This is a genomic window from Belnapia arida, from assembly GCF_016773205.1.
In the GTDB taxonomy this organism is placed as follows: domain Bacteria; phylum Pseudomonadota; class Alphaproteobacteria; order Acetobacterales; family Acetobacteraceae; genus Belnapia; species Belnapia arida.
On sequence record NZ_JAETWB010000013.1, the window covers coordinates 50842 to 64808 of the forward strand.

The 13967-nt window shown below is 71.2% G+C and carries 11 protein-coding genes; 7 read left to right on the forward strand and 4 right to left on the reverse strand.

Annotation, left to right across the window (positions count from 1 at the left end; genetic code table 11):
• Positions 1–114: 114 nt before the first annotated feature.
• Both JMJ56_RS20405 and JMJ56_RS20410 read left to right on the forward strand, forming a co-directional pair.
• Positions 115–2196: an HWE histidine kinase domain-containing protein gene (locus tag JMJ56_RS20405; protein WP_202833617.1), complete on the forward strand. Its 2082-nt coding sequence runs from the start codon at positions 115–117 to the stop codon at positions 2194–2196.
• A 123-nt stretch (positions 2197–2319) separates the two neighbouring features.
• A complete protein-coding gene (locus tag JMJ56_RS20410) occupies positions 2320–3921 on the forward strand; it encodes an MFS transporter (protein ID WP_202833618.1) in 1602 nt (533 codons plus the stop codon).
• Here JMJ56_RS20410 and JMJ56_RS20415 read toward each other — a convergent pair whose 3' ends face one another.
• Positions 3922–4116: a hypothetical protein gene (locus JMJ56_RS20415; RefSeq protein ID WP_202833619.1), complete on the reverse strand. Its 195-nt coding sequence runs from the start codon at positions 4114–4116 to the stop codon at positions 3922–3924.
• Positions 4117–4364: 248 nt separating this feature from the next.
• Between JMJ56_RS20415 and dps the strand changes: the two genes are divergently transcribed.
• Both dps and parE read left to right on the forward strand, forming a co-directional pair.
• Complete coding sequence (dps, locus tag JMJ56_RS20420) at positions 4365–4871, forward strand: DNA starvation/stationary phase protection protein Dps (protein ID WP_043334499.1); 507 nt, start codon at positions 4365–4367, stop codon at positions 4869–4871.
• 124 nt (positions 4872–4995) lie between these two features.
• A complete protein-coding gene (parE, locus tag JMJ56_RS20425) occupies positions 4996–6990 on the forward strand; it encodes a DNA topoisomerase IV subunit B (protein WP_202833620.1) in 1995 nt (664 codons plus the stop codon).
• A gap of 57 nt (positions 6991–7047) precedes the next feature.
• Here parE and JMJ56_RS20430 read toward each other — a convergent pair whose 3' ends face one another.
• Complete coding sequence (locus JMJ56_RS20430) at positions 7048–7995, reverse strand: LysR family transcriptional regulator (protein WP_202833621.1); 948 nt, start codon at positions 7993–7995, stop codon at positions 7048–7050.
• 143 nt (positions 7996–8138) lie between these two features.
• Between JMJ56_RS20430 and JMJ56_RS20435 the strand changes: the two genes are divergently transcribed.
• The 3 genes from JMJ56_RS20435 (at position 8139) to JMJ56_RS20445 (ending at position 9773) form a co-directional block, all read left to right on the forward strand.
• Positions 8139–8867 (forward strand): SDR family oxidoreductase, encoded by a 729-nt coding sequence (locus tag JMJ56_RS20435; protein ID WP_202833622.1) that lies wholly within the window; start codon positions 8139–8141, stop codon positions 8865–8867.
• Positions 8867–9214 (forward strand): Atu4866 domain-containing protein, encoded by a 348-nt coding sequence (locus JMJ56_RS20440; RefSeq protein WP_202833623.1) that lies wholly within the window; start codon positions 8867–8869, stop codon positions 9212–9214. The genes JMJ56_RS20435 and JMJ56_RS20440 overlap by 1 nt, the downstream gene beginning before the upstream one ends.
• Before the next feature lie 61 nt (positions 9215–9275).
• Positions 9276–9773 (forward strand): nuclear transport factor 2 family protein, encoded by a 498-nt coding sequence (locus tag JMJ56_RS20445; RefSeq protein WP_202833624.1) that lies wholly within the window; start codon positions 9276–9278, stop codon positions 9771–9773.
• Positions 9774–9850: 77 nt separating this feature from the next.
• Here the strand turns inward: JMJ56_RS20445 and JMJ56_RS20450 are convergent, their stop codons facing one another.
• A complete protein-coding gene (locus JMJ56_RS20450) occupies positions 9851–12025 on the reverse strand; it encodes a N,N-dimethylformamidase beta subunit family domain-containing protein (RefSeq protein WP_236038105.1) in 2175 nt (724 codons plus the stop codon).
• Positions 12025–13617: an ABC transporter substrate-binding protein gene (locus tag JMJ56_RS20455; RefSeq protein ID WP_202833625.1), complete on the reverse strand. Its 1593-nt coding sequence runs from the start codon at positions 13615–13617 to the stop codon at positions 12025–12027. The genes JMJ56_RS20450 and JMJ56_RS20455 overlap by 1 nt, the downstream gene beginning before the upstream one ends.
• Positions 13618–13967 lie beyond the last annotated feature (350 nt).

Genomic DNA, 13967 nt, shown 5'->3' on the forward strand with positions numbered 1-13967 from the left:
CACCATTCCGTCATTCCCTGCTTGACCTCGGCGCAGCCAGCTCGTTACCCCTCACGCCACGCGGGTCATGGATCGGCCATCGGCGCGCAGTAGTGAGCCGGGCATGTCGCCAGGATGACCGAGGCCACGCCCTCAGCGGGGCCGATGCCGGCACCGGGCCGGCCCCGTCCGGGCGGCGCGCTGCGGCTGTTCCTGCCGGCGGCCATCGCCCTGCCCCTGCTGGTCACCGCGGCCGGCGCTTGGCTCGCCTGGCAGCAGGCCTGGCGGGAGGCGGAGCAGGAGGTCACCCACGCCGCCGATGCCTCGGCCGAGTATGCCGGGCGGGTCTTCGACGGGCTGCTGCTGCGCATCGACCATGCCAACGGCATCCTCGCCGGCCTCTCCGATGCCGGGATCCGGGCCGGTGCGGCGGATCTGCATGCCCGGCTGCGTCGTGCCTCGGCCGCCGGGCCGCTGGCGCCGGACCAGCGGGCACCCTTCATCTTCGTCTATGACCGCGAAGGCCAGGTCCTCATCACCGGCAGCATCTTCCCGACGCCGCGGAGCGAGGGGGTGGAGCGCCGCGAGATCAATGCCGGCCTGCGCGAGCCGGATGCGCCGCCCTTCCTGGTGACGCCGCCGCAGGTCGGCCGGATCACCGGCGAACCCTTCTTCGCCGTGTCCCGCCGGCGCGAGGGCAGCGGGAACGGCCTGCTGCCTGGGGCCTATGACGGGGTGATCGCGGCCTCGGTCTATACGGGCGATGTCGCCGCGGCACTGCGCCGGCTGGCCTCGGAGCACCATGGCGATGTGATGAGCCTCGTCCGCGCCGATGGCGTGGTCCTGGCCCGCTCGCTCGACATCAGGCCGGGCACACGGCTGCCGCAGGATGGCCCGGTGATGGCGGGGCTGCGGCAGGAGGCGGAGCGGATCTCGTTCAGCGGCCCCTCCGGGCTCGACGGGGTGCGGCGGGTGGTCGCCTATCGCCGGGTCACCGGCTATCCGGTCTACGCCTCGGCGGCGCGGCCGCACGCGGTGATCCTGAGGCGCTGGGCGCGGACGGTGCTGCCGCTGGCGGCCGCCGGGCTGCCGGCGACGCTGGCGCTGCTCGGCCTTGCCCTGCTCGTTCGCCGTGGGCAGCGCGACCTTGCCGCGGCGAATGCCGGGCTCGAGCGGCGGGTCGCCGCCCGCACCGCTGCGTTGAGCGAGAGCGAGGCGCGGTTCCGCGCCGCGGTGGAGGGCGCGCCGTTCCCCATGATGCTGCATGCCGAGGATGGCGAGGTATTAGCCCTCAGCCGGGCCTGGACGGCCATCACCGGCTATGGGCCCGCCAGCATTCCGACCTATGCCGACTGGGCGCGCCGCGCCTTCGGGGCCGAGGGGGCGGAGACATGCCTTGCGAACCTCGCCCGCGAATTCGCCGGCGCGGCCCCGGCGGTGCCGGGCGAGGCGGCGGTGCGGACCAGCACGGGCGAGCGGCGCGTCTGGGAATTCCACGATGTCCCGGTCGGCACCCTGCCGGACGGGCGGCGGCTGCGACTCAGCGCCGCGATCGACATCACCGGCCGGCGTGAGGCCGAGGAGCGACAGGCCCTGCTGATGCGGGAGGTCGATCACCGCGCCAAGAACGCCCTCGCCGTGGTGCAGGCGGCGCTGCGCCTCACCCCACGCGAGGATGCCCACTCCTTCGCCGAAGCGGTGGAGGCCCGGATCGGCGCGCTGGCCCGGGCGCAGGTGCTGCTGGCCGAGGCCAATTGGCGCGGCGCCGACCTGCGCAGCCTGGCGGAAGGGGCCATGGCCGCCTTCCTCTCGAGCGCTGCCCTGGCACCTGATGCGCCGCGTGCCGAGCTGGAGGGCGCGCCGGTCCGGCTGGCGGCCACGGCGGCGCAGCCGATCTCGCTCGTGCTGCACGAGCTTGCGACCAATGCGGTGAAGTACGGCGCGCTTTCGGCCCATGGCGGCGCGGTGCGGCTGTCCTGGCGCGAGGACCGGAGCGCCGGCCTGCTGCGGCTGCGCTGGGAGGAGCGGGGCGGCCCGCCGGTCGCGGCCCGGCCGGTGCGGCGCGGCTTCGGCTCCCGCGTCATCGAGGCGACGGTGCGCACCCAGCTCGGCGGCCAAGTGGAGCAGCACTGGGCCCCGGCGGGGCTGATCTGCGACATCGCCCTGCCGCTCGACCGTGCGGTGATGACCGAGAGGAGCGTGATGGCCGCCGGCTAGCGTCCTGCGCCTGGCTTTCGTGGACCCTGCCCCCGGACGGGGATTTCGACATCCGGGCCCTGGGCGGAGCGTCACGGGAGTTTCGCTATCGGCAGGACCGGGCGGCGCTGGCACTCTGCCGGCATGGCTCTTCCCCGTGCATTCCTGCCGCTGCGGCATTCCGTGTTCCGAACGCTCTGGTTGGCGACGCTCGCCAGCAATATCGGCGGCTGGATGCAGAACACCGGCGCCGGCTGGCTGATGACCAGCCTCTCGCCCTCTCCCTTCATGGTCGGGCTGGTGCAGGCGGCGACCATGCTGCCGGTCTTCCTGCTCGCGCTGCCGGCGGGTGCGCTGGCCGATATCATCGACCGGCGGCTCTTCCTGATCGGCGCCCAGGCCTGGGTGCTGCTGATGGCGCTGATCCTCGCCGTGCTCACGGCCACCGGGGCGATCGGCCCCTGGGGGCTGCTGGCCCTGACCTTCGCCATCGGCATCGGCAGCGCGATGAATTTCCCCGCCTGGGCCGCCACCACCAACGAGCTGGTGCCGCGCGAGGACCTGGTCGGCGCCATCGCGCTGAACGGCATCGGCTTCAACCTCGCGCGGGCGGTGGGCCCGGCGCTGGGCGGCTTCGCCATCGCGGCGGCCGGGCCGGAAGCGGCCTTCGCGCTGAACGCGGTCGCCTTCCTCGTGCTGATCCTGGCCTTGATTTTCTGGCGCCGGACCGAGCCACCGCGGCGGATGCCGAAGGAGCACCTGCTCTCCGCCATGCGGGCCGGCATGCGCTTCGTCGAGGCGAGCCCGGCGATGCGGGCCATCATCTTCCGGGCCTGCGCCTTCTTCCTCTTCGCCGCGGCGGTCTGGGGGCTGCTGCCGCTTTTCGTCCGCCAGCAATTGGGGCTTGGCCCGCAGGCCTTCGGCCTGATGCTCGGGGTGATGGGCTTCTCGGCCGTTGCCGCCGGCTTTGCCCTGCCCGCGCTGCGCGGGCGGCTCGACCGCAGCGGCACGGTGTTCTGGGCCTCCATCCTTGCCGCCATCGCCATGGCGATCCTCGCCGTCTCGCACCACTGGGCGCCGGCGGCGCTCGGGATGCTGTTCTACGGCGCGGCCTGGATCACGGCGGGGAGCACCCTTGCCGCCGCGGCGCAGCTGGCAGCGCCGGGCTGGGTGCGGGCGCGGGCGATCGCCATCTACCAGCTCAGCTTCTTCGGGGTGATGGCGCTGGGTTCGGCGCTGGCGGGCTGGCTCGGCGGCAGCTTCAGCGTGCCGCTCGCCCTCGGCCTGGCGGCGGCCGGCTGCGCCATCGCCGCCGTGCTGGTCAGGCCCTGGCGGATCGACAGCCTGGCACTGAGCGAGGCGCCGCCCGCCTCCGCCGTCATGCCGAAGCCCGAGGCGCCTGCCGCCGAGTTGCGCGGCCTGCTGGGCGAGGCGTCCGGCCGGGTGATGGAGGTCGTCCGCTACCGGATCGACCCGGCGCAGCGCCGCGCCTTCCTCGCCGCCATGCAGGAGGTCCGGCGCGTCAGGCTGCGCTCAGGCGCCGGGAATTGGAACCTCTACGAGGATGTCGCCCATCCCGAACGCTGGGTGGAGCTCTGGACCGTCGATAGCTGGACCGAGCACCTGCGCGAGGAATCCCGCCTGACGGAGGGCGACCACGCCGCCCTTGCCCGCGCCGCCGCCCTGCACCAGGGCGGCGATGGCGAGGCGCCGGAGGCGGCGCGCTTCCTCAACGTCCATCCGTGATCATGCGGCGTCGAGCTCGGGCGGGGTGCCCGGGTTGTCGCGCTCGCTCTTCCACATCAGCAGTATCCCCCCGATGCAGGCCAGCAGCGAGGCGAACTGGGTCTGGCCGATGGCGGTGAGCCCCGCCGCCACCAGCAGCGCGATGGCGATCGACAGCCAACTGTTCGTCCGCAGCACATGCGTCAGCCCATTCATTGCCCCGCCCTTCCGATTTCGATTGTCCTGCGACCGAGCTTGCGCCCCTGGCGTGGCCCCGGCATGACGAGGGGCTGACAGCGGTCCCATCTTCCCCCGCAACGGCCCCGCACACGGGTTTGTCACTGAAGCCCCGCGCGTCCCGGGCGGGCCTTCTGCGCTGCGGCATGGCAGCGGACGCGGCAAGGGGGGCTTCCCTCTGGCCCGGACGCTCCACATGTACCGGTGACCGAACGGAGGAGTTACCCATGGCGAAAGCCGCCAAGACCCATACCACCCGCAACGACGTGCCGAGCAATGCGAAGCAGGTCTCGATCGGCGTGCTGCAGGCTTGCCTGGTCGATACGATCGACCTCTACAACGCCACCCGTCAGGCGCATTGGAACGTGAAGGGCCCGCATTTCGGCGAGCTGCACAAGCTGTTCGAGGAGTTCTACAACGCGCTCCAGGAGTCGACCGATGACCTGGCCGAGCGCATCGTCCAGCTCGGCGGCACGGCCAACGGCGTGACTCAGACGCTCGCCGCCAGCACCCGCCTGCCGCCCTACCCGACCGATGTCTATGCCGGCATGGACCATGTGGTGCAGCTCGCCGACCGCTACGCCATGGTCGGCAAGGCGCTGCGCGAGGGCATCGACACCACGGACGAGGCGGGGGATGCCGACACGGCCGACCTGCTGACCGAGCAGTCCCGCGCCGCGGACAAGATGCTGTGGATGATCGAGGCGCACCTGCCGCAGGACAAGGCACCCTGAGCCGGACGTCCTGACGCGGGCGCTCCGAAAGCCACAGTGACGGGCCGGGCGGCGGGGCAACCCGCCGCCCTCATTGTATCGGACGCCTCTGGCGGCTATCTTTGCCGCAACAGGGGAACAAGACATGAACGACCTTTTCGGCGGCCGCCGCCCCGGTGGTAAGGGCGGCATCGCCACCGCAACCGAGGCGGCCAGCTATTCCGCCAAGGATATCGAGGTGCTGGAGGGGCTGGAGCCCGTCCGCCGCCGGCCGGGCATGTATATCGGCGGCACCGACGAGAATGCCCTGCACCATCTCGCCGCCGAGATCATCGACAACGCCATGGACGAGGCGGTGGCCGGCCATGCCGACCGCATCGAGGTCACGCTGGAGCCGGACAACTGGCTGACCGTGCGCGACAACGGGCGCGGCATCCCGACCGACCCCCACCCGAAATTCCCGAAGCTTTCGGCGCTCGAGGTGATCTTCACCACCCTGCACTCGGGCGGGAAATTCTCCGGCAAGGCCTACGAGACCTCGGGCGGCCTGCATGGCGTCGGCTCCTCGGTCGTCAATGCGCTGGCGGAGCGGCTGGAGGTGGAGGTGGCGCGCGACCGCACCCTCTTCACCCAGGCCTATGCCCGCGGCAAGCCGCTCGGGAAGCTGAAGAATGCCGGGCCCATCCACAACCGGCGCGGCACCACCATCCGCTTCAAGCCGGACCCGGAGATCTTCGGCAAGCTCGACTTCTCCGCCGCCCGGCTCTACCGGCTCTGCCGCTCCAAGGCCTATCTCTATCGTGGCGTCGAGATCCGCTGGGCCTGCGACGCCTCGCTCGCCAGCGGCGAGACGCCGGCCAGCGCCACGCTGCACTTCCCGGGCGGCCTGGCCGACTTCCTCGGCTCGGCGCTCGAAGGCCGCAGCCAGGTCGTCCCCGTCCCCTATGTCGGCGAAGCGACCTTCCCCGAGGGCGCCGGGCGCTGCGAATGGGCGGTGACCTGGCTGGAGCAGGGCGACGGCTTCCTCTCCACCTACGCCAACACCATCCCGACCCCGCAGGGCGGCACGCATGAGGCCGGGCTGCGGGGCGCCCTGGTGAAGGGCCTCCGCGCCTATGGCGAGCTGAAGAAGGAGAAGCGCGCGGCCAGCGTCACCGCCGAGGACCTGTTCGGCGGCCTTGCCGGCATGCTGAGCGTCTTCGTGCGGGACCCGCAATTCCAGGGTCAGACCAAGGAGAAGCTGACCAGCCCCGAGGCCACGAAGCTGGTCGAGACGGCGCTGCGCGACCATTTCGACCATTGGCTCGCGGGCGACCCGACCACGGCCGGCAACCTCCTCACCTGGGCCATCGAGCGCGCCGAGGAACGCATCCGCCGGCGCGAGCAGAAGGACACGCCGCGCAAGTCGGCGACGCGGAAGCTTCGCCTTCCCGGCAAGCTGGCGGACTGCTCGCGCGAGAGCGCCGAGGGCACCGAGCTTTTCCTGGTCGAGGGCGATTCGGCCGGCGGTTCGGCCAAGCAGGCGCGCGACCGGGAGACCCAGGCGGTGCTGCCGCTGCGCGGCAAGATCCTGAACGTCGCCTCCGCCTCGGCCGACAAGCTGCGGCAGAACCAGGAGCTGAAGGACCTGATCGAGGCGCTCGGCTGCGGCGCGGGCGAGCGCTTCGACATCGGCAGGCTGCGCTATGGCCGCATCGTCATCATGACCGATGCCGATGTGGACGGCGCGCATATCGCAGCCCTTCTGATGACCTTCTTCTACAAGGAACTGCCTGAGCTGGTGCGCCAGGGCCGGCTGCATCTCGCCCAGCCGCCGCTCTACCGGCTGCAGCATGGCGGCAGGTCGGTCTATGCGATGAACGACGCCGACCGCGAGCGCATCCTGAAGCGCGAGTTCAAGCCGAGCCAGAAGGTCGAGGTGAGCCGCTTCAAGGGCCTCGGCGAGATGCCGCCCGCGGCGCTGAAGGAGACGACGATGGACCCGAAGCGCCGCACGCTGCTGAAGGTCGTCCTGCCGCCTGAGGAGCGCACGCGCACCGCGGAGCTGATGGAGGCGTTGATGGGCCGCAAGCCGGAGCTTCGGTTCAAGTTCATCCAGGAGAATGCCGCGAAGCTCGACGAGGCGGAGGTGGACGTCTGATGTCGGCGGGCCGAAAAGAATAGAAGCAAAAACCACGTCGCCCGGCGGCGCAGGCCGTCATGGCGGACGTTTTGGCTCCAAGTTCTTGGAAGGCGGCTGGTCCTGCTTGTGGCCGCCACGGTGGCGTTGGACGTGCTCGATGAGTGCGCGAAGCTTGGGCGCGACGTTCCGGCGGTTCGGGTAATAGAGGTAGAAACCCGCGAAGGGTACGCTGAACTCCTCCAGCAAAGGCACGAGTTCGCCCCGCTCCAAAAAACTCCCGAACGTGTCCGCCATGCCGAAGGTGATCCCAGCGCCGCTGAGCGCCATACGGATCATCAGGCCCATGTCGTTGGTGGTGACCTCGGGTACGACGTCAACGGCAAACTCCCGACCGCCTTCGACGAACTCCCAGCGATAGGGCGGGCGGTGGGGAGCCGGGCGCCAGCCGATGCAGCGGTGCCGCGCCAGGTCGCGCGGGTGTCTGGGCCGGCCGCGCTCCGCCAGATAGGCAGGGGAGCACACGGCGAGCTGGCGCTGATCGTCCGAGACTGGGACGGCGATCATGTCCTGCTCGATCACCTCACCCAGGCGCACGCCCGCATCGAAGCCCAGCGCCACGATGTCGCCCTCCTCGTCGGTGACGAGGATGTCGAGCTGTACTGCCGGAAAAGCCCGGCTGAAGCCGGCGAGCAGCGAACCGGACAGGAAGGTCTCCGCGATGGACGACACGGCGATGCGCAACTGCCCGCGCGGCGCGCCGCCGAGGCTGCGCACGCCCTCCATGGCGGCGCGCATCTCGGCGATCGCGGGGGCGATGTCGGCGCGCAGCCGCTCGCCGGCTTCGGTCAGTGCGACGCTGCGCGTGGTCCGGTGCAGGATCGCCGCGCCGAGTGTTTCCTCCAGCCGACGGATCGACTGGCTGACGGCGGATCGGGTGACGCCCAGGCGGTCTGCGGCGGCGCGGAAGCTGCGTTCTTCCGCCACGGTGGCGAAAACGGCGAGGGCATTGAGATCGGATCGCATTGTCCAGTTATACTAACCGGCCTGTTGCCGAGAAGGCGGATTATCAAGCCAATCCCGCGCACTTAGTTTCCCCCCGCCGGCCGAAGCCGCCATTCCCGCCGTCAGGGAGCGGAATCGGAGCCGGGCAGAAGGGAGAAGCCGCCATGGCTCTTGAGAAGGTTGTTCTTGTCACCGGCGCCTCCAGCGGCATCGGCCTCGGCATCGCCCGGGAACTCGCAGCGGCCGGTGCGACGCTGGTGCTCGGCGCCCGCCGGACGGAGCGCCTGGAGGCGCTTGCGGAGGAACTTCGAGGCGCCGGCGCCCACATCCTGACGCGCCACCTCGACGTGACGGACCGCCGCAGCGTCGAGGCCTTCGCCCAAGCGGGGCGGGATGAGTTCGGCCGGGTGGATGCGATCGTCAACAACGCCGGGGTTATGCCGCTGTCGCTCATGGTGTCGATGAAGGTCGAGGAGTGGGAGCGTATGGTGGATGTGAACATCAAGGGCGTGCTCTACGGCATCGGCGCCGTGCTGCCCGAGATGGTGGCGCGCGGCTCTGGCCATGTCGTCAACATTGCCTCGGTGGGCGCGCTCACCGTTTCGCCGACTGCCGCGGTGTACTGCGCCACCAAATTCGCCGTCCGCGCGATATCGGATGGCCTGCGGCAGGAGCGCGAGGACATCCGCGTCACCTGCATCCATCCGGGCGTGGTGGAGAGCGAGCTTGCCGGCACGATCACCGACCCCGCAGCGGCGGAGGCCATGAGAACCTACCGCGCCGTTGCGCTCCAGCCCGATGCCATCGGCCGCGCCGTGCGCTTTGCGCTGGAGCAGCCGGAGGAGGTGGACGTCAACGAGATCGTGGTACGCCCGACCCGGGCGGCGCATTGATGCGCGCCCTCAGCGCAGCGGCGGCGGGCCTGGCCATGGCGCTTTCCAGCCCGGCATCCGTGGAGCAGGGCGTGGCGCGGCAGACGCATCCCTATGTCGGCATGTGGGTCACCAATGACGGGCAGGTGCGGCACGAGCTGCTGCCGAACGGCCGCTACGACGAGGCGCGTGGCAGGCGGGAGAGCGCGTACCGGGGCCGCTACGAAGTGACCGGCACTCACATCGAGTACTGGGACGACACCGGCTTCACCGCGGATGGCGACTTCGTCGATGCCGATACCCTCCATCACGGCGGCATGGTGCTGCGCCGGCGGGTGCATCCAAGCCGTTCCCCGTCGCCCCCCTGATAGGCGGCGCCCCTGGTCGGGCGCCCAGGCTGCAGATTGTTACAGCAAGAAAGGCGATGTCATGGATCTGAGAAACCTGCTTTGGCCGTTCGCGGGGGCCGCGCTGGCGCTCGCACTCGCTGCAGCACCCGCGGGGGCCGCGGATCCTGCGAAGTCCAGCAACGAGGAGATCGTGCGGCGGGCTTTCGAGGAATGGAGTGCTGGTGACAATGTCTTCGCCAGACTGCTTGCGCCTGATGTGGTCTGGACCATTCATGGCTCCGGCCCGGTAGCGGGGACCTACCGGAGCCGCGAGGAATTCGTCGAGCGCGCTTCGCGGCCCCTGATCATCCGGCTTGCGACGCCGCTCGTCCCGCGGGTTCACCATATCTGGGCGGTCGGCGACACGGTCATCATCCGCTTCGAAGCAAGTGCCTCGACCACCGCGGGCGGTGCCTACAGCAACCAGTTCGTGTGGATCTTCCGGATGAGGGACGGCGTGGTCGTGGAGGCCGAAGCCTTCCTCGACCTTGTCGCCTACCAGCGGGCCGTGGACACCAGCGAGCCACGCAGGCCTTGAGCGGACGCTCCCTGCGTTCCGCCGGCATCTGCCTTTGAGCGCGGGATGTACCCTCTCGACGGCTGGGCCGACATGGGTCAGGCCGTCATGAAGCGCCTCACCACATTCTCCAGCAAGCGGGAGACCGGCCCGGCGAAGGCCCGGCCATCCCACAGGCTGCCGCAGAATGTGATGGAGCCGACGGAGAAGACGGCGCCGCCGCCGGGTACGGTGAAATACACGATCTCGCCGCGCTGCAGAGCGCGCGGCGGCTCGCCGGTGACGGTCGCGACATGGGACAGCAGCTCCTCCGGCACGGTCACGAAGGAGGGCGGCGGCGGGCCCGACCTTGCCAGGATGGCGGCATTGGCGGGCGTGCCGAGGCGGATATCGGCCCGGTCGAGTTCGAAGCCGGCCGCGCCGCCGCCGGACAGGCCGGTATCGCCGAACTCCTCCGGCACCCCCTCCATGATCCAGGCATGCTCGGGCGCGCGCGCCGCCGGCAGGCAGCGGAAGCTCGTCCCCTCGAACAGGCCCTGAGCCGAGAAGCCGACGCCGACCAGCGCCTGCGGCGGCCGGCGGTTGCGCCGCCACAGGCCCCCGAGCTGGCCGTCGAGCTGGTGGTAATACTCGCCCGGCTCCGCGTCCCAGGCGCGGATGCCGCCCTCGGCACGGCGCACCTCGATCAGATGCGGTCGGGCCGGGTCGCGCGCGATGCGCCAGTAGAAACCGTTGCCACCGAGATAGACCAGCCTGCCGCCATGGTCGCGGTAGTAGGTCAGCGCATCCAGCATCCGCCCGGTGTGGTATTCGGGATGCGTGCCCGTCAGCAGGACGCGGTAGGGCGCGATCAGCGCCGTGCCCTCGTCGTCCAGGTCCTCGTCGGTGACGACGTCGAAGGGAATGCCCTGCGCCTCCAGCCAGGCCAGCAGATGCGTGTCGGCCGGGTAGTGCCGCAGGCCGGAGCCGCGCGCATCGTCGAAGGTGAGGAAGCCGGGCCGCATCGTCAGCACCGGCCGCAGGCGCGAGGAGAGCGCGATGCCGCTGCCGTCCGGGTGGCGGTTGTAGGTCGAGGTGCCGTAGGCGCCGTACTGGTCCGGGTTGTGCGGATAGGCGCCCCAGGCGGCGACGCGCGCCTGGTAGGCCTCGTCCGCATTGCCGCGCGCGTGGTTCGCATAGGCCTGGTAGGTGAAGGTGGAGGCGAGGAACACCACCGCGGCCGTTGCCCGCCCGCGCGGCGGCAGCACGTAGAAGGGCAGCCAATCCTCCCCGGCCTGGGTGACGACGTGGAAGGCGTAGCAGCCGCTCGCCATGCCCTCCGGCACGTCGAACTGGAAGGAGGGCGCCCAGCGGCAATCCTCGAGGTCGTCGGCGTGGAAATGGATCGCCGCGTAGTCCCCCGGCGCGTGGCGCCAGCAGCTTTCCTCGCCGCTCCACCGCGCGCCCACCACGGCCTGCGTCGGCGCGTTGACCAGCATGCCATGCAGCCCATCCGGCCCGGCATCGTGCACGGTATCGGTGCCGATGCCCCGAGAGAAATCCCAGGCGGCGCGGAGGGCCGCAGCGGCCTCGGCCGGCACGTCCAGCGGCTCGGGCCAAGCCGCGACGAAGGCGGCGGCCGCCATCGGCGCCTCAATCTTGCCAGTGAAGTGGTCGCGGGGGGCGTCCAGGCCACGCGCCGCGACGACCACGCCATCCGTCGCAGGCGCCGGGCCCGCCGGCAGGCTCGCCTCGGCCGTCTCCATGGTCCCGGCGCCGGACTGGCCGAGCAGGAGCCGCCCGGTGGACGGATCATGGGAGAGCCAGAGGCGGTGCCAGCACCGCGGCGCCAGCGCCACCCCCGTCGCGAGGCGGCAGGTGGCGGTGCCGAGCGTCACCTCGGCCTCGGCACCCGCCGTGCCGGCCCGCAGCGCCAGGGCCAGCCCGCCGCCCTCGGCCGAGAGCACCGTCGCCGCCGCCTGATCGCCGCGCATCCAGACCAGCGCCGACCAGCAGCGCGGCTCCTCCGGCGCGAGGCGCGGCCCGCGCCGGATCACCGCGCAGGAGCCGATCGGCACCGGCTGGTGCCGGCCCTCGAAGCGGATCTCGTCGAGGTCCGGCACCGGGCGCAGGTCGAGGCCCGGCCCCGCCGGGTTCGGGTCGCCGCTGACCACGCGCAGGATGCGCACGCGGCAGGGCGCTGCCTCGCGCAGGCTGACATGGGCGGTGAAGCGCTCGCCGGGACGGCGCGAGAGGCGGTCGAGATAGCCCGCGACGGGCGGCACGGCCTGCATCACGCGCGCCTCGCATTCCAGGGCACCGGGCGCGGTCCCTCCAGCACGCCGGTCAGCGAGCGGCGATAGGCGGTGCGGATGAAGAACTGCCCGAGCGGCACGCTGGGCACGTCGCGGAAGGCGAGGTCCTGCATCCGCATGCCGATGGCGAGCCGCGCCGCCTCGTCCGGGGCGCTGAGCCATTCGGCGTTCAGCGCCTCCATCTCGGCGCTCTCGTACCAGCCGTTCCAGCCGCCGGTGCCCTGGCCGCGGATTAGCGCGTTCTGCGTCGGCGTGACGATGCCCATGCCGCTCCACCAGACCGGGTAGATGTTCCAGCCGCCCTGGGCGGGTGGGTTGCGGTTGAGGGTGCGGCTCAGCACCGTGCCCCAGTCGGTGGTGACGAACTCCACGTTGAAGCCGATGCGCGTCAGCAGGTCCTGCCCGATCAGGCCGAGCGGCGCGATGGAGGTGAAGTCGGCCGGGTTCAGCATCACCACCCGCTCGCCGGCATAGCCGCTCTCGCGCAGCAGCGCGCGGGCGCGGTCGAGGCCGGGCGAGGCCATCGGGTCCTGCGCCGGCGGGCGGCCATAGGGCGTGGTGCAGGGGAAGAAGGAGTGGCAGACATTGAAGGCGCTCGGGTCGCTGTTCGTCACCGCCGCCATGAAGTCCGGCTGGTCGATGGCGGCGAGCACGGCGCGGCGCACCGCCGGCTTGTCGAAGGGTGGCTGCAGGTGGTTGAAGCGCAGCACGCCCATGTAGCCGGCCGGGTCGCCATTCGCGATGGTGATGTCACGCGACCGGCGCAGCACCGGGATCAGGTCGGCGGCGACCTGCTCCCACCAGTCGACCTCGCCTGCCTGTAGCGCCGAGGCGGCAGTCGCGGCATCGGGCATCATGTGCCACTCGACGCGCTCGAAATGCGCCACCTTGCCGCCGGACGTCCATTCCGGCGTCTCCGTCCGCGGACGGTAGCGGTCGAAGCGCGCATAGGCGGCGCGGCTGCCGGCGACGAATTCGTCAGCCAGGAAGCGGTAGGGGCCGGAGCCGATCATCTCCGGCACCGGCCGCACCGGATCGGTGGCGGCGAGGCGTTCCGGCATGATGAAGGCCGGGGCGGTGCCGGCCTTGGCGATGGCGTCCAGCAGCAGGGGAAAGGGCCTGGCGAGGCGAATGACCAGGGTGCGGTCGTCGGGTGTCTCGTAGTCCCGCACCACCGCAGCCAGGGTGCGGCCGAAGGTGTCGCGGCCGCCCCAGCGCCTGAGGCTGGCGGCGCAGTCGCGCGAGCGGACCGGCTCGCCATCATGGAAGAACAGGCCCTCGCGCAGCCGGATGGTCCAGGCGAGGCCGTCATCGGAGACGCTGTGCCCCTCCGCCATCTGCGGCTGCGGGCGCATCCGGGCGTCGATGCCGTAGAGCGTGTCGAATACGTAGTAGCCGTGATTGACGGCGACCCCGGCCAGCGATGCGATCGGGTCGAGATTGGTCAGCGCCGCCTGGGGCACGAAGCGCAGCACGCGCGGGTCGGCGCCACGCTGCGCCTGCGACAGGCCGGGCGCGGCGAGTGCCGTGACAGCGCCAAGCGCGGCGCGGCGAGTGAGGCGGATCGTCATGGGCGTGTCTCCATCTCGGCCTTCCGCACGCGGAAGCGCTGCGGTCTCATCAACCACGCAAGCGGAGACGGTAGTCTCCCCAGCCGGATCTGGCTGCAGGCTGATCCAGGCTTGAGCGCCAAACAAGAGGGATCCGCCGTGATATATTGGGCTGCCGGGGCGGCTGCGGCGAGGGCTGCCTCGGGCCGGATGGCAGGCATCGCGCGGAGAAAAGCGGAAGCAGGGACCGAACGGTGTCCCTGTCGCATGGGTCAGTGCGCACAGCTCCTGATTCAGGCCGTGTTCGGGAGCATGCGATGCGGACGTGTTCCGGCCGTCCGGGCTCGAGCTGCCCCATTCTTGCCGCCGGT